The sequence below is a fragment of the Vibrio aerogenes genome (assembly GCF_024346755.1).
GTDB lineage: Bacteria > Pseudomonadota > Gammaproteobacteria > Enterobacterales > Vibrionaceae > Vibrio > Vibrio aerogenes.
Genome location: NZ_AP024862.1, coordinates 897,163 through 919,598 on the forward strand (window position 1 = coordinate 897,163; position 22,436 = coordinate 919,598).

Consider the following 22,436-nt stretch of genomic DNA (forward strand, 5'->3'; position numbering starts at 1 on the left):
ATTTAAATTCTCAAATAATTCAGAATTTATGTATGTTTTTATACCCTGGAATAAAATTAAATCAGGTGAAACCAGCATTATTACACCATTAAATACAGTGGATAAACGTGTCAGATTGTTTAAAAAATAGCTGATTTTGTATATTTCAGAGATAGACCTAATCCAGCCAATATATGGATATTTCCTGAAGATGAGGGCCAGGAAATGATATTTTTTGATATAAAGGAAAGTAGCCAGGATGCGCGCCTGAATTGAGGTGATTTGTGCCTGAGACAGCCCAAATCACCTGATGACAAGTCAAACTGTTTGTGTTAATTCAAATGAAATTTATGGATAAGCTGATTGGCACTGCCCCGCCACTCCAGTGACGGATCGGCTTTGTCCTGCTCAAACTTGCCATCAATCAGGACGTCGATCCATGCCAGAACTTCGCGCTGCGCTGCACTTAATTCATCCAGAAGATATCCGGTCCAGAGCCAGATATCTTTACCGGAACACTCATCTTTCACACGTTTGACCAGAGCCAGTACAGACTCAATATTCGCCGGGTGCAGTGGATCCCCGCCAGACAAGGACAAGCCCCGTCGGTAGATACGTGTATCATTCAGGTCGCTGATAATCTGATCGGCCATCTCATCCGTAAAAGGAAAGCCAGAGTTTAAAGACCAGGTACTCTGGTTATAGCAGCCTTTGCATTGGTGTTCACACCCAGACACAAAAAGTGTACAACGCGTTCCGGGACCATTGACCACATCAATTGGATAATATTTATGATAGTTCATCAGCCTTAATCCCCTGATTTAAGAGGGCTTCTCCAGATATTACAAGTGTTTGACCCGGCGCTTCACTTCTTCCTGTTTTCCGAAATTAAATGGTCTGGCATCCGGGCTGCCCAGATAACCACACACCCGGCGTGTGACGGACACTTTGGTGGTATCGTGATTGCCACATTTCGGACAGGTAAAGCCTTTGCTGGTACATTCAAATTCACCGGTATAGCCACATTCATAGCATTCATCTATCGGTGTGTTTGTACCGTAATAAGGCACACGTTGATAGCTGTAATCCCACACATTTTCCAACGCTTCAACGTTACGCTGCATATTCGGGAATTCACCATAACAGATAAAACCACCACTGGAGATTTCCGGATATGGCATCTCAAAATCAATTTTATCGTACGGATTGACCTTCTTCTCAACATCCAGATGGAAGCTGTTGGTGTAATAGCCTTTATCTGTCACGCCATCAATCACACCAAACTCTTTCGCATCGATCCGGCAAAAGCGATTACACAGGTTCTCACTTGGAGTTGCATACAGGCTGAAGCCGTAGCCAGTTTCCTCAGCCCAACGCGTCGTCGCATCCTTCAGATGCTGAATAATTTTCAGCGCTTCATCACGAAGCATTTGATCATCGTACAGATGCTTCTGAATCCCGAATAATGCATTGACTGTCTCGTGAACCCCAATATAGCCGAGAGAGATAGAAGCCCGGCCATTCTTAAAGATGTGAGAAATCGGATCATTGGCTTTCAGGCGAACTCCGCACGCACCTTCCATATACAAGATTGGCGCAACGCGGGCCCGTACTTTTTCCAAACGACTAATCCGGGTTTCGAGCGCACGGCGTGCCAGTGCCAGCTTGTCATCCAGAATTTCATAAAATTTGCCGACATCACCACCAGACTGAATCGCAATCCGTGGCAGGTTCAGACTGACAACACCAAGGTTATTCCGCCCATCATGAACAATTTCGCCGTTTTCTTCATAGACAGACAGAAAACTCCGGCAACCCATCGGGGTTTTAAACGAACCGGTCACCTCAACCACGCGATCATAATTCAAAATATCCGGATACATCCGCTTCGTCGCACATTCAAGTGCTAACTGTTTAATATCGTAGTTCGGATCATCCTGCTGATGGTTCAGACCATCTTTAATCGCAAAAACCAGTTTCGGGAATACTGCTGTTTTATGATTCTTACCCAAGCCGGCAATCCGGTTTTTCAGAATTGATTGCTGAATCAGGCGTGATGCCCAACTCGTCCCCAGACCAAAACCAAAGGTTACAAAGGGAGTCTGACCATTTGCGGTATGCAGGGTATTGACTTCGTATTCCAGCGACTGAAATGCGTCATAACACTCTTTTTCTGTGCGTGCTTTGGCGAAAGATTCCGGATCGTGAATATCCCATTCCCGCGCAACGGCCAGATGTTTGTCATAGCTGGTCTGAACATAAGGTTCCAGAATTTCATCAATCCGGTTAATGGTTGTTCCACCATAAATATGGCTGGCAACCTGCGCAATAATCTGTGCGGTTACTGCCGTTGCTGTTGAAATTGACTTCGGTGTATCAATTTCAGCATTTCCCATCTTAAAGCCATGCGTTAACATACCTTTAAGGTCAATCAACATACAGTTAAACATCGGGAAAAATGGCGCATAATCCAGATCATGATAGTGAATATCACCAGCTTCATGCGCCTGAACAACATCTCTTGGTAAAATCCGGGTTTTTGCATAATGTTTAGCGACAATCCCTGCTAATAAATCACGCTGAGTTGGAATAACCTTACCATCTTTATTTGCATTTTCATTCAGTAAATCTGCATTACTTTCATTAATCAGTCCTTCGATCTCTTTGGTTAATGCACTCTGTTTTTCGCGGGCTATATCACGATCATGACGATATTCAATATAAGAACGTGCCAGAGATTTGTACGGACCCTGCATCAATTCATTTTCGACAATCGTCTGAATTTCAGCGATATGAACTTCCTCGTAATCTTTCAGTTTCAGTTCAACAGCCAACGCTACATTTAATGCATAAATAGCGATTTCCTTATCAACATGCTCAGCTGCCGCTTCGACCGCTGCCTGAATCCTGTCGCGATGAAATACTGCTCTTGAACCATCACGTTTAATTACGATGGGCTTCATGTTATCTCCTTAACCCGGACTCATATGCAAATTCGCACAAAACACATGATATAGGGCTTATAGTTACGTATCAGACACAATATATTGTAGGGCATTAAACGAGAAGCATCGGTCAAATGTTTTGATCCAAATCAATAAAACATCCCCCGTGACCAAGATAACTACGATATTTATCAGCAGATCTCATTTATCCCGATGCAAGAAAAATATTTGTTTTTTACGCGAAAAAATGACTTGAAATTATCACATCCCTGAACAGAACAGGCTTGGATAAACAGATAAGAAAAAACACTTCATCCGGTTCGGATAATATCTATGCAACCGGATAAAAACGAACCGGTTTCCTGCTGTTTTCAGGAAACCGGAAAGGTAAAAGAGTCAAATGATAATGCATCAACGCAAATGCGAAAACTAATGCTCAGTGCGGATAAATCGTTGCTTCATCATTGCATAATAAAGCACCGGTATCACGATCAGCGTCAGCAGGGTCGAGACGAACACACCAAAAATCAGACTGATCGCCAAACCATTAAAAATTGGATCATCTAAAATAAACAGAGAACCAATCATCGCCGCCAGTGCCGTCAGAATGATCGGCCTCGCCCTGACCTTCACTGAATTGATCACCGCTGCGAAAAATGCTTCCCCTTCAGCCACCTGCAGATGAATAAAATCCACCAATAAAATCGAATTCCGCACAATAATACCAGCCAGGGCAATCATGCCAATCATCGATGTCGCCGTGAACTGAGCCCCCAGCAACGCGTGTCCCGGCATCACACCAATGATTGTCAACGGAATCGGCGCCATAATGATCAACGGCGTTAAATAGGATTTAAAATGCGCGACAACCAGCAAATAGATGAGAACCATGCCAACAGCATAAGCAATCCCCATATCCCTGAAGGTCTCATAAGTAATTTTCCATTCCCCGTCCCAGAGCACAGAAATTCCCTGCGATGTGACTGGCTGATGAATCAGATACTGTGCCACAGGGTAAGACAGCTGGCTGAAATTTGAGGCTATTTCAGCCATACCATAGAGTGGACTATCGGTGTCACCGGTCATGTCACCAACCACCATCACCATCGGTCTCAGGTTTTTATGAACGATATAATCTTCTGCCGCTGTTTTGTGGAGGGTGACTAAATCAGCCAGCGGATAATGTTGCCCGTTCCGGCCGGAAACCTGCATCATCAGAAGCTGTTCCATCCCGGCTTTGGCCGGTTCCTGGGCCTGAATCAGCACCGGCACCGGATATTTATGATGTTCTGAATGGAGATAAGTTGCAGGCTGCCCGCCGATTGCCACCGCCAGTGTCTGAACAATCGACTGATAAGGCACCTGCCATTGCGCCGCTCTACTGCGATCAATCGTCACCTGCCATTGCTGACGTGGCTCCGGCAAATAGATATCGACGTCGACAATATCTTGGCTGGTCTGAAATATCTGGCGGATCTGCCGGGCTGCTTCCGTCCGGCTCTGATGGTCAGGCCCGTATACTTCGGCCACAATCGGTGACCAGACCGGTGGCCCCGGCGGCACTTCAACCACTTTGACTTTCCCGCCGGAACGGCTGGCAATCTGATTTAAAACCGGCCGGATAGCCGCTGCTATTTGATGGCTGTTTCTGCCGCGTTCATGTTTTGGCTTCAGGTTCACCTGAATATCGCCCTGATAAGCCCCGGAGCGAATATAATAATGCCGGACTAATCCGTTGAAATTCATGGGTGCCGCAGTGCCGGCATAAATTTGATAACTGCGAACCTCCGGCACTTTCGTCAGCGCCTGGCCCATCTCAAACAAGACCCGTTCCGTTTTTTCCAGCGCTGTATCATCCGGCATATCCAGAACCACCTGAAACTCAGATTTATTATCAAAAGGCAACATTTTCAACACCACTGCCTGATAAGCCGGTAATAACAATGAACCGCCAATCAGCACCAGAATTCCGGTGCCAAGCAACCAGCGGTATCGACGTTGCTTTGACGATAAAATAAAAGGTGTCATGATTCGTTCAACAAACGAGCTGCCGGACGGCCGGAGATTATCGCTGGTATGATGCTGAACCATATCATGTGGACGCAGCAGTTTTACCGCCAGCCAGGGCGTCAGCACAAAGGCGACCATCAGCGAGATCAGCATTCCCATTGAGGCATTGATTGGAATCGGACTCATATATGGCCCCATCAGTCCGCTGACAAAAGCCATTGGCAGCAATGCTGCAATCACAGTCAACGTCGCAAGAATTGTCGGCCCGCCCACTTCATCGACAGCGGCTGGCACAGACAGCGAAGATGTCCGGGAAGACATATGCCGGTGGATATTTTCCACCACTACAATCGCGTCATCCACCAAAATCCCAATGGAGAAGATCAAAGCAAACAAGGATACCCGATTGATGGTAAACCCCCATGCCCACGAGGCAAACAGTGTGACCATCAGAGTGATCGTAACAGCAACCCCGACGACTATCGCTTCCCGCCAGCCCATTGTCACCGCGACCAGCACCACCACGGCCAGCGTGGCAAAAATCAACTTGCCGATGAGGGTCCGGCTTTTTTCTGCGGCTGTTTGTCCATAGTTTCGGGTCACTTCCACATCCACCCCCGGAGGAATCATTTGATTCTTCAGCCCGATCAGATGCTGATTGATTTCTCTGGCAACATCGACTGCATTTTCACCGGCTTTCTTTGCAACAGCAATAGTGACCGCAGGCACCGGCTGAGACATATCATGCAACCGGTTCGTCCAGACCCGCTGCACCGGGGTATCTATCCCTGATGAAATCGTGGCAATATCAGCAAAATAAACGGGAGCATTCTGGTGTAAACCAACCACAAGATGCCCGATCTCTTCTGTCCGGGTTAAAAATTGCCCGATACGCAGCGGAATCCGTTGATTGTTTGACGTCAAAGACAATAAAGTGGAACGGGTATTTTCTGATCGGAGTATCTGGTTTAAGTGGTCAATGGTCACCCCATAGCTGTTCATTTTTACCGGATCCAGACGGACATCAATCACCTGATTCTGCCCGCCAACGGTATAAATATCACGGGTACCTTCGATTTTTTTCAGCTCGGTTTCCAGCCCGTGGGCAATCTGCGTTAACTGTTGTACTGAAACCTTACCGTCTGTATCACTCAGCGTCAGTGTCACCACCGGGACATCTTCAATTCCCCTTGATTTGATGACCGGCTCACCCACCCCGGTTCCAGCAGGCAGCCAATCCTTATTTGAATAGAGTTTATTATAGGTGCGCACAACGGCATCATTTCGGGAAACGCCTACATTAAAAACCACCACAATAAGTGCCCCGTCAGGCCGGGAAAAAGAATAAATCTGATCAACACCCTGCATTTCTGATAGCACCTGCTCCGCCGGCGTTGTGACCAGATGTTCAACTTCCGCTGGCGAAGCACCGGGAAAAGGAATCAATACATCGGCAAATGTCACATCGATTTGTGGTTCTTCCTCTTTTGGCGTCACTATCACAGCAAAGATGCCCATGAGCATACCAATCAAAGCCAGCAATGGTGTCATTGCCGACCGCTGAAACAGTGCGGCTATACGGCCGGAGATGCCCATTTTTGGTTCCATATCATTCTCCTTTGAACAGAGAAGTGTTCAGCGAAACCTGATCACCCACTTCCAGCCCGGCCAGAACTTCAACCTGATGGCCAGACACCGGCCCAAGCCGGACAGGTGTCAGCATCAAACCTTCTACTGTTTTCCGGTAAACAGCACTGAGCTCTCCGCGGAAAAAAATGGCTTGCTGCGGTACGGTAATGACCGTTTTTTTACCGGATTCAAAGCGGATCTTCACCCACATCCCCGGTGTCAGTTCCCGGCTGTCCGTATCAGATAAATATAAACGGACCGTCGAGGTATGAGTTTGTGGATCCAGATAACGGAATAAAGAGAAAGAAGCAGGTTGCCTGAGAATGCCGTCCGGCGTTTCAACACGAAACTGATTGAGCATTTTTACCCGCGTCCGGTAGCGCTGTGGTATCCCGGCTTTCACCCGCAGTGAATCCAGCCCGTAACCACTGAATAATAACGTACCAGGAGAAACCGTTTCGCCCAATTCAACGTGACGGGCTGTCACGATACCATCATAAGGCGCCCGGATACGGGTGTAGCCCAATGCATCTTTTGCTTTTGTCACAGCAGCCTGTGCAGATTTAACTAATGCAGCAGAAGAACGGGCTCTGGCATCGGCAGAGTCCAGTTGATCCTGCGTCACAACGCCCTGATCTGACAAGCGCTGATATCGTTGCAGTTGCGCCTGAGCTTCACGATTTTGTGCCACCGCCTGACTAAGCTGTGCGTTCGCTGCATCGAATGCGGCGGTTTGCTGCGTCGCACTGATTTCTAACAATACCGATCCGGCTTTGACATAATCATTCACCCCGGCATAGACGCCCACTACCCGGCCAGATGTCTGTGCAGCAACGGTCCCCTGGTTCACAGGTTCAACCACACCATCAAACGTAACCACAACAGGTATCGTCGTTTCAGATACGGTATAGCTTTCTTGCGCAAAAACCGGAGTACACAGTAACCCATTCAACCCAATCACAATCCAAACCGAAACTTTACTCATACATGCCTCCTGCAATACCGGTATTCGGCTGGCAGCTTATATACCGAAACAACCGGATGTCTTTATGCCGTTTGTTTGGCCGTTTTATCTGTCTGTAACTTACATAGCACGAAGCTGGTTCCACCCAACCCAACCATCATCGCAGCAAAAAACATCCAGATACCTGTCTGTCCGGTGACTAAATTTACAATCGCCGGTCCGGGACAAATACCAGCCAGCCCCCAGCCGACACCAAATACAGAAGCACCGGTGATCAATCTCAGATCAATTTTCTGATAAGACGGCAACATAAATTCTCCGCCAGAAACAGACCGGGAACGCGGTTTGACCAGATAAAAATAGCCCGGCATGAATATCAGAAGCGCTCCGCCCATCACAAAAGCCAAACTCATATCCCAGTCTCCGGCAACATCAAGAAATCCGACGACTTTAGCGGGTAACACCATGCCGGATATCGTTAATCCCGCCCCAAACAAGACCCCGGACAGTAATGCAACCATTTTATTTTTCATGATGATTTCCCTTATCCGTGTAAACGGAAATACACAGTGACAGCAGCAACAAGCATAAAAGTCACCGTGGCAACGATTGAACGCAGAGACAAACGTCCGACACCACAGATTCCATGACCACTGGTACAGCCATTGGCCAGACGAGTCCCAATGCCGACCAGCAAACCAGCCGTCATCAGATCAATTCCAGAGATATTCAGTGTGTCCGGCATCTCAAAACCGAGCCCGTATGACGCACCAGCACCACCGGCAATCAACCCGAGTGCAAATAATAACCGCCACCCGGCATCCGGATGCTGCGGGCGGAATATGCCGGTCAGAATGCCACTGATCCCTGCAATTTTTCCGTTTAAAAACAGTAACATCAGCGCTGATAAACCAATGAACATGCCACCTGTCAGTGAAAACCACGGTATGTGTGTCCACATAAAATTAATCTCTCCTTATATTCGACCAATGCCTTGATACCCAAACGACCTGACGATGTATGATTCAGGTCGTTTGAACCTTACGATAAGGTCGGTGATTCGTGACAAAACAATTGCTGTAAGCTTGAGATAATCGCAGTTGCCCGATGATCAGCCAGAGAGTAAAACACCTGCTGAGATGATTTTCTCACGACAACCAGTCCATGCTCGCGCAGTACTTTCAAATGCTGAGAGAAAGCAGACTGACTCAGCTCAGAGTGACGTTGTAACATAGCAACGCTCACTTCTCCGTCAGCAAGCTGACATAGCACCATTAATCGGGCAGGATGCGCCATCAACTTGAGAAAATCAGCAGCTTCCTGTGCGTGCTTCTGCATCTGCTCAATCTCTGTCATTGTTTCATTTGTCACACTTCCCCCTGACCATTTATCACGAGATACTTCCATATAATATTAGATTTTTCTTATTTAGCAATAACAAATTTAGATTTAATTAAATTAGACATTTCTAATAATTCATTCTATAGTAACTTCCGGTTGACACAGATCAGCTCATCAAAAGGAATATGATATGAAAGTAGATAATGGTATCCGAATCGTCGCAGGGAGCATGGTTCTTCTCTCTGTCATTCTGACTTACTTCGTTCATCCCGGCTTTGTGTGGCTTACCGTATTTGTTGGCCTGAACCTGATTCAAAGTGCATTCACCGGCTTTTGTCCTGCCGGGATGGTGTTGAAAAAAATGGGGATGACACCATAAAATCATCCCCAACATCGCAGCCGCGCAGGCCGTCATATTGTCTGCCTGCGCGGCTATAACCGGATCAATGTAAACCCGGATAAATATGACCAAGACTGAAAAAAGGCTTATTTTATGACCAAAATCGTGATTGTCGGTGGTGTAGCCGGTGGCGCATCTGCCGCTGCCCGGGCCCGGCGCCTGAGTGAAGAGGCTGAAATTATTATACTGGAACGGGGTAATTTTGTTTCATTCGCCAACTGTGGCCTGCCTTATCATATCGGTGGAGAAATACAGGAAAGAAGTAAACTGTTACTGCAAACCCCGGACAGTTTCCTTGCCCGCTTTAATGTCGATGTCCGGGTCATGAACGAAGTCACGCACATCGACAAAACAGCAAAAACTGTCACAGTCAAACGGCTGACAGATGGCAGTGAATATACTGAAAATTATGACTTTTTACTGCTCAGTCCGGGCGCAGCTCCGGTCGTTCCCCCCATTCCGGGGCTCGACAACCCTCTGACGCATACGCTGCGCAATATTCCGGACATGGATAAAATAATCCAAACGATCCAGATGAATAAACCAGAACATGCCACGGTTGTCGGGGGTGGGTTTATCGGCCTGGAAATGGCAGAAGCCTTTCACCGGCTTGGTATTCCAACCACCCTGCTGGAAATGGCCGATCAGGTCATGACCCCGACAGACAGGGAAATGGCAGGATTTGCCCATGCCGAAATCCGTCACAAAGGGATCGATTTACGTTTAAAAACAGCTTTAAGTGCTGCTGAATTTATTCCGAACATGACCGTCGCCAGCGAAGATGCCGGGCAGTCTGACCAACACCAGCATCTGGAAGGTAAATTAAATCTGACCCTCAGTAGCGGCGACTTGCTCACCACGGACATTCTGATCATGGCAATTGGTGTCCGCCCGGAAACCCGGCTGGTGACAGAAGCCGGGCTGGAAACCGGTCCGCTGGGTGGCATTCAGGTCAATCCATCGATGCAAACCAGTGACCCGTCTATTTATGCCGTCGGTGATGCAATTGAAGACGCTGATTTTGTCACCGGTCAACCCACGCTGGTACCACTGGCTGGCCCGGCCAACCGTCAGGGCCGCATGGCAGCAGACAATATGCTGGGCAGAAACGAAACCTATCAGGGAACACAAGGCACCGCAATTTGTAAGATATTCGATCTTGCCATTGCATCAACCGGTAAAAATGAAAAACAGCTCCGGCGTGACGGTACTGTTTATGAAAAAGTCTTCGTCCACACAGCCAGTCATGCCGGATATTATCCAGGGGCCGAAATTGTTTCATTCAAACTGCTGTTTGATCCACAATCCGGTCAGATTTTTGGTGCTCAGGCAGCCGGAAAAGATGGCATCGATAAACGAATCGATGTGATTGCCGTTGCACAAAGAGCGGGGATGACCGTTGCGCAGTTACAACATCTGGAGCTGACCTATGCACCACCGTATGGCAGTGCCAAAGATGTTATCAATCAGGCCGCATTTGTCGCAACCAACATCATGAAAGGTGATGCAACCCCGATTCACTTTGATGAAATTGACCATTTGTCTGACAATCAGTTGCTGCTGGATGTCCGTAACCCTGGCGAACTGGAAAACGTGGGCTACATTGAGGGTGCAGTCAATATCCCGGTCGATGAACTTCGCCAGCGGATGCATGAACTGCCGAAAGACAAGGAGATCATCATCTATTGTCAGGTGGGTTTACGTGGCAATGTGGCTTACCGGCAACTGGTGAATCATGGTTACAAGGCAAGAAATTTGATTGGTGGTTACCGGACTTACTGCTTTGCCAAAGCTTAGGCCCGCGTCAATAAAGCTTAGGTCCGCGTCAATTCAGTTATCCGGAAAAGGAAAAGGGAAATCACCGGGTTTCCCTTTTATATCCTGTATCCGGATGCATGATGCCCATACATGAGTATCAATATCTCTCCTGAATAGCCTGACGCATCACCGGATTGGTCAGACAGGTCGGGCCGCCCTCACATGCCATGCATAGTGCATTTCCCGGAAAGACATCAACATGAGTGCCATGCGCTTCCATCACGGCTTTGGTTTTGGGAAACCCATCGATCATAATGCAGCGATCCGGCTGTGTTGGTAATACATTCAGATTCAGACCAAACGAAGCTTCAAATTCATCAGCCGGAGCAATCACCATGTCAATGCCACGGGATTTCATCAATGTCCACAACGCTGCGGGAATCAAAGGCGGATGAACCAGATACTTGGTTTCAGTCAAAGGCGATATCACCGACATCAGGTGTAAACAAGCCGCTTCACCGGTCCAGTACGGCATGTCAAATCCCAGTACCTCGACCCCATGCGGATTCAGTAACGTCTGCAACACTTCAACACCAGTGCGGTTAGAACGAAATCCAAGGCCAACAATCAGCGTATTCTCATCCAGCCAGATGATATCGCCCCCTTCAATCCGGGCATCACCACTTAAATGACCCAGCACAGGTATACCGGCCTGAGTCAGAATTTTGCCATGCAACTGAGGTTCTTCTGCCCGCAGGGGCTTCCCCATATTCAGTAATATCGCCCCTGCTTTGGTAATCAGCGACGCATCGCGGGTAAACATCGCATCGGCTAAATCATCGTTATCATCCGGTATCCAGACGATATCTGCACCTGATGTTTCAATCAAACCCACAAATGCTTCATACTCTTCAATCGCCTGCTCTGCATCAAATAAGTGATTATAATGCCACTGCTTTGGGTCAGCATTTCTCAGACTTTGCGCCGGACGGCGCATCAGCACCCGCGTCATTTTCCCGGCCATATTTTGACATCCATAGTCACTCATTTCATCTTCCTTCTGTGAAAAAACCAAAGGTCATCAGCCCCGAAACAGACCACTATTTCGCTAACTGTACTCCAACCGATTTTACCGTAACAAAATCATACTCACCCGTCACGACTTCTAAATGAGTCAGGCTCTGATTCGCAATATTGAGCCGGGTAAATAACGCAGGATTTCTCCAGTCTAAATTAAGCACCTGTGCCAGTATCATCCGGATCACACCACCGTGAGTCACCACCAGGGTATCGGTTTGCAGGTCACCGGTAAAACGTGTCCAGCATGCCGAAACCCGTTGGTAAAATGCTGCGAGAGTCTCTGCGCCAGTAAGCGGGTATTGCACCGGATTCTCCCAGAATTTCTCGAGTTCTGCCCAGCGTTCCGGCGGGATCTGCTCAAAAGGCACACCATCAAAATCACCGAAATTCATCTCTTTCCAGTCCGGCTGAATCATCACTTTATCGTCATCTGTCAGACGTGTGGCCAAATCCAGACACCGCGATAAGGGTGAACTAATCACCTGCCGGTAAGGCAAGTTCTGCCGGGCCAAAACCTGTGTGATTTGCGTTTGAGTCTGTGGTGCCACACAAGCATCAGTCTGCCCGTTCAATGCTGCAGGCCCGGTGGTTTTCCCGTGACGAAGCAGCCAGACATCAGATTTCGTCAAAGACTTCATTTATCCTCCTTGAACGTTTAAGCCCAGATGAATACAGGCCAGAAAAAAGAGATAAATGAACAACTCAAAACATTGCTGAATCCCGCCTAATGTGTCCCCGGTAAATCCTCCCAAACGACTTATCAGCCAACGCCGGAACAAAGACCGGAGGCCCAGACACAAAACTATCAGTATCACACTCAAGCCGAATGGCAGAAAGATCACCGGAATCAGCCCGATCACACTCAGAATCACTAATTCTTTTGTCGCCTGCTCAGACGCAAGTGGTTTACTTTTACTCTGATTTAAATCCGTGACATAAGGGGTATCGAAAATGACCGATCCTGCCAGTACCCGGCTCAGGCTGTGGCCCAGTAATACAACAGGAACAAAGACTGCAGAAGCGGCAAGATGTGTCAGCAACAGATACTTACCCAGCAAAGCCATCATCAGAGAAGCCGTCCCATAGGTACCAATCCGGCTGTCTTTCATGATATTCAGCCGCTTTTCCACTGTCATCCCGCCACCGATTCCGTCTGCCATATCAGCCAGACCATCTTCATGAAATGCCCCCGTCAGCATCAGACTGAAACACATCATACAAAAGACAGCAATATCTTCAGGCACCACCCTCGCCATCAACCAGAAAATGACCAGGCAAAGCGCACCAATACACAGGCCAACCGCCGAAAAATACCGGGAAGACTGATTCATCCGTACTTCTGAATAGGGGGTCGAACGTGGTACAGGAATTCTGGAAAAGAAACTCAGAGAGAGCCAAAACAGTTCCAGCTGATATTTAAGCCGGGCAAACATTAAACGGTCACCCCGGCTTCATCAAAACTGGCCATGGTGTTGTAAAACTCACAGGCCGCCTGAATCAGTGGTACAGCAAGTACGGCACCCGTGCCTTCTCCCAAACGTAACCCCAGGTGGAGTAATGGTTTGGCATACAAGACTTCAAGAACCCGCTGGTGTCCGGGTTCCTCCGACTGATGGGCAAAAATCATATAGTCTCTGCAGGCTGGCTCCAGCAAAGTCGCTACATACGCCGCAACGGTGACAATAAACCCGTCGACAATCACAGGCACACCCCGTTGTGCCGCACCAATAAATGCCCCGACCATCTGCACAATCTCAAAACCTCCGGCACCAGCCAGCACTGTCATTGCGTTTTCACCCCGGAGTTTTTCAGCACACTGGCGCACGATCGCGGTTTTCTTCATGAATTGCTCCGGCTGAATACCGGTTCCGTGACCAACACACATCTGCGGATCTATCTGGGTCAGCGAGGCAAGAATCGCAGCTGCACTGGTCGTATTTCCAATCCCCATTTCCCCGAACATCACCAGATTCGAACCCGCCTCAATCGTCTTTGTCACCACATTTTGACCATATTTAATTCCCTGAGTAACCTGCGCTTCTGTCATCGCCGGTTCAAGGTGAAAATTATTGGTTCTGCTGCCAAGACGCTGCTGGATAAAGCAGTCAGGATGCGGTGCTTCCACCGGAATCATAATACCGCAGTCCACGACTTTCATTCCGACCCCGGCACTGCGACAAAAACAGTTTACGCCTGCCCCGCCTGCCAGAAAATTCATCACCATCTGATAAGTGACTTCGCTCGGTGCGATACTCACACCTTCATCAGCAACACCATGATCGCCGGCAAAAACGATCACAGTCGGTTGATGGATCTCCAGTTGAGTCACCGCGTCTTCTTTTCCCTGCGACTGAATCAAAGCCAGTTGTTGTGCGATATCTTCCAGTGCGCCTAAAGAACCGGCGGGTTTGGTTTTTTGATCAATTCTGTGCCGGATTTTCGCCAGATAACGTGTGTTCAGCATGATTTTCCCTTTCGCTTTCTGAATCTTATATCCAACTGAGTGTACCTGCCCTGAGCACAAATGCCATAAAAATATCGTCTCTGTTTTCAGGTCTTTACAAGATGAACACCCGGCGTAAACCGCCAAAGAAAGCAGACAAACGACCAGTCCGGGACAAAAGCTTCTTATAGAGTCACAGCTTTATTCAACGATGAGTTAATGGCCTAACTTCGCCAGATCTTTGACAATCACACCAGAGATGAGTGCAACATCTCTGGGCTCATCTTTTTCATTCCACAAAAAAGCAGCCATTTTGAGATTCACCCCTGGCTCTTCCAGATAAGGATACTGAGGGGAATAAGTATCTGTCCGGAATTCTGCCAGCTCTTTCCCTCCCAGAGAAACTACCACATAATGTGAAACCTTGGACTTATATAAAGAGACCCCTCCCAGATTGATGTGTCTGGTATAATCAACGGTCACTCTAACTACAGGACTCTCAGTCATCTCCGGACCAGCAAGAATACCTGCCCGCTGCATTCCGGACCGGATATCAGCCATAAACGTCTGCTGAAGTTCCGATGCAGAAGCAAAACGGGAATCAGGTTTGATATAGCCGGTACGTGTGAGTACAACTTTCACGTCACCAAGACGATATCTGGTGACATTCTGCTTCAGTGGTGTGGGCTCGACATAGTACTTATAACCCGGCCCTGCAGCACAGCCAGATAAGAAAACACCAAAAAAAATCAATAAATAACGACGCATAACTGCCTCTGTCGTGTTGTATATTCGTTTATATGATGTGAATTGTTATCCGGAAATCACTTATATCCATGATTTTATCCGGCGTTGCTCAGGCTTTTCACCGGAACATTGACCACAGTGATTGTACTCAAACAATCTCAATCATGCACCTTTCCGGTACTTATACCCATATGTGGGTATATTTATCTTTATCCGGGCAGAATGAAAATGCCATCAAACCGCTGTCTGGTTTCGGAATCATACAAATTTACATCCGGTGATTTTCTCACTGGCTCCGGTGCATTCTGTGAATAAATCCAATAAGATATTCATGAAGTTAATAAATTTAATGACTTTATTAACTCTTAATCTTTACATTAATTTACACAAGGTATTTTTCACAGATGAAATATAAATAAAAACATCACATCAAAATTGAAATCATGAAAACAAAAAAACACACAATACTGAAAAAATAAATATCAGTGGCATCATAAAACTTACACAGTTGTCAGGTTATTTTTATTCGCGAATAAAAACAATCAGATAAAACATAAAACAACAATGAGAACAAAATACATAAGATATTGATTTAAAACAAAAATAAAATAAATAATTGATTGATAAGTTTTGGTATGTTGTTATTTTAATATTGATTAAAATATATAATCATGTCTATACAAATAATATGAATTCTTTTTGTTCATATTTAACAAAAAGTTTAAAAAATCATTTTAATTATTGAGTAAATATTCTAAAAGCGCATACAAAAATAGGTTAAATATAATAATTTGATCATCCGCACATTATTATATTTATCTTTATCAATATGAATGAATATTTTTACTTTGTGTATCCACAAATTTATTTATTTAAATAAAAAACAGCTTTACATTGACACGATCAATCTTTCATATTGAGAACGTTTCTCAAATGGAGGTATAACCAATGAAACTATTAAAAACGTCAGTTCAAGTTGCTTCACTTATCGTGGCAATGTCGGCTTCAGCAGCAACCTTTGCCGCTGATTCCGCTTTCCTCATGTTAACTCAAAAAGAAGGTCACAATTTCTTAACATGGTCAACGGAAGCTGATTCTGTTTCCCGTCAGGAAGTCTACCGGAGTGAAACCAGTTCATTTGCAGATGCAAAGCAAATTTCCGCTGTCGGATCAAAACGCTTTGTTGTTGAAGATGAAAACGCAGAACAAAAAGATTACTGGTACTGGGTCAAAGTTTACAAAGATAATGGTGAAACTATCCTGTCCAATGCATCCAGCACTCTGCCACAACTTGATGCACTGGTGAGCACGTCGGCTTCCAGTAAATGTGTTGCTGGTGCAACATTCGAAGATGAAACCGTTGATTGTGGCGGTATTACGCTGGGAACGAGCTGTGACGGCGATGATGAAGATCAGGATCCAATCATCACCCTCAAAAATGCAACCGTGAAAAACCTGCGCATTGCCGAAGATGGTGGTGCCGATGGGATTCACTGTAAAGAAGGCAGCTGTACAATTAAAAACGTGATCTGGGAAGACATCTGTGAAGATGCTGCCACTCTGACGAAAACAGCCAAATCTCTGACAATTGTCGGTGGTATGGCATACAACAGTAAAAATGGTCCTGGCGGAAAACCGGACAAAGTATTCCAGCACAATGCAAAAAACAGCACAACGACCACCATCAAAGGCGGATTCACACTGGAAGGCGTTCACGGCAAATTGTGGCGTTCCTGTGGTGACTGTACCAATAACGGTGGCCCAAGAAAAGTTGTGATTGATGATGTCGAAGTCGATGCAGATATCGATAGCATAGTCGGCGTCAACACCAACTATGGCGATGTGGCAAAAATCAGAAATCTGAAAATCAAAGATTATAAATCAGGCAGTCCGAAAGTCTGTGTTGAATACATTGGCGTTGAAAAAGGTGACGGTAAATCTGAAAAAATCGGGGAAGCATGGAATAGCACCAGCTGTAACGTCTCTGAATCTGACGTTTCAAAACTTTAAACAACCAACTATGCCAATATATTCCCGTGTACTCAAAGCGCCTGCAAAGGCGCTTTTTATTGAGTGATTGATTTGCTGAATGTAATAATAAAATTAAGGCGGAATTACTTATATACTCAGCGTTCACATGTCGAATGAAAATTAGTCAGTCAACTCTTTGTTATCTCATGATTTAATTTTACTTTGATCTGTACCCGAAATTTATGTGCTTCAGCATGATAGGGTTGAATTCTCTTTTTGATACACTTTTTACGGAAATTCTATGAATTTTTTCATCCAAACTGATCCATCACGCCGGCGCTATGGCCTGGCTGCATTTATTGGACTGATTGCTGGTATTGTCTCTGCTTTTGTAAAATGGGGGGCTGAACATCCATTACCACCCCGAAGTCCCGCGGATATTTTTCAGGCCGCATGTCCGCCGGAAGCGCTGATCAGAGCAGCAAACCAGATTGACTGCTCCAGAAATTTTCTGAACCCGCCTTACGTGTTTTTGCGGGACTGGCTGGGAGTGACAGACCCCAATCAAGCGGTTTATACATTTGCCGGACATGCTTTTAACTGGGTTGGCGTGACACACATTATCTTTTCGATTGTATTTGCTGTCGGTTACTGCGTGGTTACAGAACGTTTTCCAAAATTTAAGCTCTGGCAGGGGTTACTGGCTGGCGCACTGGCTCAGTTATTTGTCCATATGATTTCATTCCCGCTGATGGGATTAACGCCACCGCTATTCAGCCTGCCCTGGTATGAGCATGTGTCTGAAATCGTCGGCCATTTGATTTGGTTCTGGTCGATTGAAATTATTCGCCGGGATCTTCGCAACCGGATCACTCACGAACCAGATCCGGATGTCAATTCGGAACCAGCACGGTGATATTTCCAATCATTTGTTAAGGCTTCAATCAATCACAGGGCGCTTCTTCATGAAGCGCCCTGTTTTTTCTTCAGACTGAAAACCATTTCACCCGGATTTACGCAGACTCAAAGAGTTCCTGTGCCAGATAACGGCCTTTATCTTTTACCCCCGGCAAAGCGAAAAAGTAACCACCGCCAAACGGTTTAATATATTCTTCCAGTGGCTCACCATTGAGCCGGTTTTGCGTTGCAATAAACCCCTTTTCCAGATCAGCCTGATACCCAATAAATACGAGCCCGACATCCAGTTGTCCTGAAGGGCTGGTGTTGTAAGAATAACTATAACCACGTCTCAGCAGCAGAAATTCAGGGAAGTCTTTGGTACGGGGATTAGCTAACCGCATGTGCGCATCCAGTGGAATCCGTTCACCTTTTGGATCTGAAGCGTAGTCTGGGTCATCATGTTCATACCGCTTACCCAAAGGCGCACCTGTATCACGGTTACGGCCAAAAATAGTTTGTTGCTCCTGCAACGGTGTACGATCCCAGTGTTCAACAAAGAAACGTATCAGACGGATGGCCTGATAACTGCCGCCTTTCGTCCAGTCGGGCTCATCCGTGTGTTGATCACCAACCCAGATCATTTGATTAAAAGTTGCTTCATCAGACCCTTTCGGGTTAACCGTGCCATCTTTAAAGCCAAGTAAATTTCGGGGAGTTCGCTGCCCCACAGAAGCTGCAGCATGTGAAGAAATAAAACCGTCCCGTCGCCAGCGAACCATCAGGGATGAAGGCGTGTGTTTGATAATATCTCTGAGTGCATGCAAGGTAGTATCAGCACTGTTTGCACAAATTTGTATCAACAAATCACCATGACACCAGTCTGCCTGCAAGCCATCATTAGGAAACTCAGCCATTCGCTGCAGTTGTTTGGGTTTCAGTTTTGCCAGGCCATAGCGGTCATCAAACAGCGACTCACCGACCGAAACCGTCATTGTCAGGTTATCCGGATGAATGACCGGACCAAGAATTCCGGAATCCATCGGTGGATAATGGCTGTCTCTTGTTTCTGCACGCCCTCCCTTCATCAGAAACTCACAACGTTCTGTCAAAGTTTGAAACAGCTGCTGCAGATCTTTCTTATCCTGAGCAATCACATCAAAGGCAACCAGCGCAAGATGCGCCTGTTGAGGCGTGCTGATTCCGCTCTGATGTTTGCCATAAAATGGCTGCATTTTCATTTCGCTGGTAAAAGCTTGCTCATCATGCATTGAAGGCATCATCGCCTCCTCTGCTGAAGCGGTACGAGCCACTGCACCGGATGCAAGCATCCCGCCGGCAACTCCCAGAGCGCCTTTCAGCAGACTTCGTCTGCCTTGCTGAGGTTCTTGATTCGTGGCGTCTTCTTTTGACGATGATTTCGTCAGAAAGTGAAATGGGCAAGACATTTTATGATTCTCCCTGATCAATGAAGAGGTGTAATTTCTGTAAATCCTGACGGAGTCTTTGCTGGTTATTCTGAGTATCATCTGATTGCCAAACGGAAAAATCTTTCGCCAGTTTTTCGGATAAATCCGGATCAGCTTTGTCGAGCAAAGGTTTGACAAGTTCAATCAGCTTATTCAGGTTGGTTTGAATTGCCTGCTGATGATCATGATTCAGCGTCTGTTGGCCTAACAGGGCTTCAAACCGGGAGAGGAGCATCCCGAGATGTAATGTCTGTCCCCGGAACAGTTGTGTCCAGGCTTTAATCTGGCTGAGCCGGTCCTTTCCGGCCATATCAGCCAGATCCCGATCATCGGCCCGTTGAAAAGCACCGGCCAGCGTCTGCAGCTGATAGTACAGAGTTCGTTGTGCCGGGTTGATCGATGCTCTGTTCCAGTTGTCAGCCGCTTTGTCTAACTGGCGACTCAGCTGGATCAGGAAAAACTTATACTCAGCAGTAATGCGTATTTTATCCTGAACTTTCAGTTGATACGGATTGTGATGATGACTTTGAACAACCAGTGAACCATGAGGGTTTGTTAACAGGCCACATGTGGTCTCGTATGTTCCGGGCTCGAGATCAACGGTCATCTTCTGATAAAAACCGGGGGCAATGTTTTCCCGCTCAGCAACAACCATCACGCCATTGAGAATTTCCCACTCAAGCGCACGCATACTTTTATTCGTAATGACAAACCGGACCTGACCTGCTGGTACTGTCAGTTGCATCGGTTCACACTGTTTATCTGTCACGGTCACTTTGATCTGAGGAATTTCTGCTGCATATGCAAGTGCACTGATTAAACAGCCGGAGAACAGAGACAATGCCTGGTTCCATAACTTCATTCAATTGATTTCCTTTATGGGGGTGCGACAAGCCCGTTAACATGGGCCTGTCGCAAAGATACAGGTGGGGGGACCTATATCTTTTTTTATAGCAACGGGAATAAAAAAGCTTACTTCAAACCGTAAATACCACGCAGCTGCGACAAATCTTCTGCCAAAGTTGTCACAGGTCCTTGCAGTGCTTTGCGGTCATGCTTGGTCAGATTTTCGTAGGGCATGAATCCTTCTCCCTGACGATAGCGGGCAAGGATACTGTCAACCTGATGAAAATTTTTGTCGATCTTGGCTAAAAATGCAGGTTCCATTTTTTTCAGTGTCGGGCGAAGCAAATCAACAATTTTCTTCGACCCATCAACATTGGCCTGAAAATCCCATAAGTCTGTCCGGCTGTAACGATCTTCTTCACCACTGATTTTACTGGATGCAACTTCTTCGATCAGACCAGCAGCACCATCGACCACATCGTTGGGCGGAAATGCAAGATTGGTCAGTCGTTGCTGTAAATCTTTCACATCACGAACCAGTTGCTGCGCATATTTCTGCATCCCATGGTTTGATTTCTCATGCCAGATTGCATATTCAAGCCGGTGGAATCCGGTGAATTTTGGATCGTTGACACCTTTTTCGTAATCATCTTCACGGGCATCAATACTGGCATCCAGATCAGAGAATAGCTCAGCAACAGGTTCAATCCGTTCATAATGAATCCGTGCAGGCGCATAAAGTTGTTCAGCTTTTTTCAAATCACCACGCTCAAATGCCTGAGCAAATGCCTGAGTGTCCCTGACCAGCTCATTCACTTCATCAATCACATAGAGCTTGTACTCAGTCATCGGTTCAACCAACATGCTGGTATTCTGAGCTGCACTGGCATAAGGTGCTGAGATGAGCAGCAGCATGGCAGGCAAGAAGGATTTTCTGGACTTTAAATTCATTAGAGGTCATTCCTTGTTTTCATATATTTTTCAGGTTGTTGCCCTGTTTTGCTTCATGTAATTTATATTTTTGTAATGCTTATCGACGGGTTTACGCTTTTTGTTTTGTTGAGCGATACATAAACCAGACAAGTGCGGGAATAAGATAAGCAAAGTAGATGGTTACTTCGCTGACACTGGGTGCCTCCTGATAGCCGAACATCCCTTCCATTAATGTGCCAAATAAAGAGTGTGTGGTCAGAATACGACCGGCATTAAAGGCGACATCCTGCCAGTGATTCCACAAACCGGCTTCATGAAAAGCACGCACAGAACCTGCCGCCAGTCCGGCTGCAACAAACAAAATGAATAGTGCTGTCCAGCGGAAAAAAGCGTCAAGCGGCAAACGTATACTTCCCCGGTAAATCACCAGGCCAATTAAGGCTGCGGAGATGAGTCCACTCACAGCACCGGCAGGTGCCATAATACCGACGTCCTGAGAAAAGGCGGCAATCAAAAAGAATACTGATTCGAGCCCTTCCCGGGCCACAGCAAGAAAAACCATCAAGACTAGCGCCTGCGCTTTTCCCTGTTCCCGGCTAAGTGCCTGATCCATCGCTTCCCGGAGCTGGACATGGATATTTTTTGCAGCACGTTGCATCCAGAACACCATGTATGTCAGCATAATCACCGCAATTACTCCGACAATCGCTTCGAATAACTCCTGCTGCCGCTGAGGAAATTCACCACTGGTTTTTTCAATCACAATTCCCGCTATCAGGCATAAAGCAGCGGCTGAAAATACTCCAATCCAAACAAATTTCATCCACTGCGTTTGCCCGGTTTTTTTCAGATAACTGACAATCAGAACCACAATCAAAGCGGCTTCCAACCCTTCACGCAACATGATCAAATATGGAACAAAAAACATAATAATAATTCTCATTATAATAACCGTTCTCATTTTAATAATGTAACATTTTGTGTCAAATGTTATTTTTCTGTTTGTTTTTCGCCGGAGTTGCAT

General features: G+C 46.5%; 20 protein-coding genes. 4 read left to right on the forward strand and 16 right to left on the reverse strand.

The window, feature by feature from the left end; all coding sequences use genetic code 11:
• Nucleotides 1–311: 311 nt before the first annotated feature.
• The 7 genes from nrdG to OCV29_RS21545 form a co-directional block, all read right to left on the reverse strand.
• Complete coding sequence (nrdG, locus tag OCV29_RS21515; protein ID WP_073604868.1) at nucleotides 312–782, reverse strand: anaerobic ribonucleoside-triphosphate reductase-activating protein; 471 nt, start codon at nucleotides 780–782, stop codon at nucleotides 312–314.
• A 39-nt stretch (nucleotides 783–821) separates the two neighbouring features.
• Nucleotides 822–2,942: an anaerobic ribonucleoside-triphosphate reductase gene (nrdD, locus tag OCV29_RS21520; protein WP_073604869.1), complete on the reverse strand. Its 2,121-nt coding sequence runs from the start codon at nucleotides 2,940–2,942 to the stop codon at nucleotides 822–824.
• Between the two features lie 411 nt (nucleotides 2,943–3,353).
• On the reverse strand, nucleotides 3,354–6,542 hold the full coding sequence (locus tag OCV29_RS21525) for an efflux RND transporter permease subunit (protein ID WP_073604870.1): 3,189 nt from the start codon (nucleotides 6,540–6,542) through the stop codon (nucleotides 3,354–3,356).
• 1 nt (nucleotide 6,543) lies between these two features.
• Nucleotides 6,544–7,548, reverse strand: a complete 1,005-nt coding sequence (locus OCV29_RS21530; RefSeq protein WP_073604871.1) for an efflux RND transporter periplasmic adaptor subunit — start codon at nucleotides 7,546–7,548, stop codon at nucleotides 6,544–6,546.
• 62 nt (nucleotides 7,549–7,610) lie between these two features.
• Nucleotides 7,611–8,060 (reverse strand): YeeE/YedE family protein, encoded by a 450-nt coding sequence (locus OCV29_RS21535; RefSeq protein ID WP_073604872.1) that lies wholly within the window; start codon nucleotides 8,058–8,060, stop codon nucleotides 7,611–7,613.
• 11 nt (nucleotides 8,061–8,071) lie between these two features.
• Nucleotides 8,072–8,488: a YeeE/YedE family protein gene (locus OCV29_RS21540; protein WP_073604873.1), complete on the reverse strand. Its 417-nt coding sequence runs from the start codon at nucleotides 8,486–8,488 to the stop codon at nucleotides 8,072–8,074.
• 80 nt (nucleotides 8,489–8,568) lie between these two features.
• Nucleotides 8,569–8,883, reverse strand: coding sequence for an ArsR/SmtB family transcription factor (locus OCV29_RS21545; RefSeq protein ID WP_139281646.1), 315 nt, complete (start codon nucleotides 8,881–8,883; stop codon nucleotides 8,569–8,571).
• Nucleotides 8,884–9,058: 175 nt separating this feature from the next.
• On the opposite strand from OCV29_RS21545, the gene OCV29_RS21550 reads away from it, so the two are divergent.
• Both OCV29_RS21550 and OCV29_RS21555 read left to right on the forward strand, forming a co-directional pair.
• Nucleotides 9,059–9,247 (forward strand): YgaP family membrane protein, encoded by a 189-nt coding sequence (locus OCV29_RS21550; RefSeq protein ID WP_073604875.1) that lies wholly within the window; start codon nucleotides 9,059–9,061, stop codon nucleotides 9,245–9,247.
• Nucleotides 9,248–9,361: 114 nt separating this feature from the next.
• Entirely contained in the window at nucleotides 9,362–11,065 is a 1,704-nt protein-coding gene (locus OCV29_RS21555) for an FAD-dependent oxidoreductase (RefSeq protein ID WP_073604876.1), read from the forward strand.
• Nucleotides 11,066–11,183: 118 nt separating this feature from the next.
• On the opposite strand, the gene OCV29_RS21560 is transcribed toward OCV29_RS21555, so the two are convergent.
• The 5 genes from OCV29_RS21560 to OCV29_RS21580 all read right to left on the reverse strand — a co-directional run bounded on the left by OCV29_RS21560 (nucleotide 11,184) and on the right by OCV29_RS21580 (nucleotide 15,317).
• Nucleotides 11,184–12,074: a dimethylarginine dimethylaminohydrolase family protein gene (locus tag OCV29_RS21560; RefSeq protein ID WP_073604877.1), complete on the reverse strand. Its 891-nt coding sequence runs from the start codon at nucleotides 12,072–12,074 to the stop codon at nucleotides 11,184–11,186.
• 52 nt (nucleotides 12,075–12,126) lie between these two features.
• Nucleotides 12,127–12,744: a histidine phosphatase family protein gene (locus OCV29_RS21565; RefSeq protein WP_073604878.1), complete on the reverse strand. Its 618-nt coding sequence runs from the start codon at nucleotides 12,742–12,744 to the stop codon at nucleotides 12,127–12,129.
• Nucleotides 12,745–13,539, reverse strand: coding sequence for an adenosylcobinamide-GDP ribazoletransferase (locus tag OCV29_RS21570; protein WP_073604879.1), 795 nt, complete (start codon nucleotides 13,537–13,539; stop codon nucleotides 12,745–12,747).
• Nucleotides 13,539–14,570 carry a nicotinate-nucleotide--dimethylbenzimidazole phosphoribosyltransferase gene (cobT, locus tag OCV29_RS21575; RefSeq protein ID WP_073604880.1) on the reverse strand — a complete coding sequence of 344 codons (1,032 nt, stop codon included), beginning with the start codon at nucleotides 14,568–14,570 and terminating at the stop codon, nucleotides 13,539–13,541. The genes OCV29_RS21570 and cobT overlap by 1 nt, the downstream gene beginning before the upstream one ends.
• Nucleotides 14,571–14,765: 195 nt before the next feature.
• Nucleotides 14,766–15,317, reverse strand: a complete 552-nt coding sequence (locus tag OCV29_RS21580; RefSeq protein WP_073604881.1) for a hypothetical protein — start codon at nucleotides 15,315–15,317, stop codon at nucleotides 14,766–14,768.
• A gap of 927 nt (nucleotides 15,318–16,244) precedes the next feature.
• On the opposite strand from OCV29_RS21580, the gene OCV29_RS21585 reads away from it, so the two are divergent.
• Together OCV29_RS21585 and OCV29_RS21590 are read left to right on the forward strand one after the other, a co-directional pair.
• Nucleotides 16,245–17,306 (forward strand): pectate lyase, encoded by a 1,062-nt coding sequence (locus tag OCV29_RS21585; protein ID WP_073604883.1) that lies wholly within the window; start codon nucleotides 16,245–16,247, stop codon nucleotides 17,304–17,306.
• 262 nt (nucleotides 17,307–17,568) lie between these two features.
• Nucleotides 17,569–18,183, forward strand: coding sequence for a YagU family protein (locus OCV29_RS21590; RefSeq protein WP_073604884.1), 615 nt, complete (start codon nucleotides 17,569–17,571; stop codon nucleotides 18,181–18,183).
• Between the two features lie 97 nt (nucleotides 18,184–18,280).
• Here OCV29_RS21590 and efeB read toward each other — a convergent pair whose 3' ends face one another.
• The 4 genes from efeB to efeU all read right to left on the reverse strand — a co-directional run bounded on the left by efeB (nucleotide 18,281) and on the right by efeU (nucleotide 22,355).
• A complete protein-coding gene (gene efeB / locus OCV29_RS21595) occupies nucleotides 18,281–19,612 on the reverse strand; it encodes an iron uptake transporter deferrochelatase/peroxidase subunit (protein ID WP_084193425.1) in 1,332 nt (443 codons plus the stop codon).
• Nucleotide 19,613: 1 nt separating this feature from the next.
• Entirely contained in the window at nucleotides 19,614–20,495 is an 882-nt protein-coding gene (locus OCV29_RS21600; protein ID WP_073604885.1) for a cupredoxin domain-containing protein, read from the reverse strand.
• Nucleotides 20,496–20,605: 110 nt separating this feature from the next.
• Nucleotides 20,606–21,430 carry an iron uptake system protein EfeO gene (gene efeO, locus OCV29_RS21605; RefSeq protein WP_073604886.1) on the reverse strand — a complete coding sequence of 275 codons (825 nt, stop codon included), beginning with the start codon at nucleotides 21,428–21,430 and terminating at the stop codon, nucleotides 20,606–20,608.
• A 91-nt stretch (nucleotides 21,431–21,521) separates the two neighbouring features.
• Nucleotides 21,522–22,355, reverse strand: a complete 834-nt coding sequence (efeU, locus tag OCV29_RS21610) for an iron uptake transporter permease EfeU (RefSeq protein ID WP_217653320.1) — start codon at nucleotides 22,353–22,355, stop codon at nucleotides 21,522–21,524.
• Between the last annotated feature and the right edge of the window lie 81 nt (nucleotides 22,356–22,436).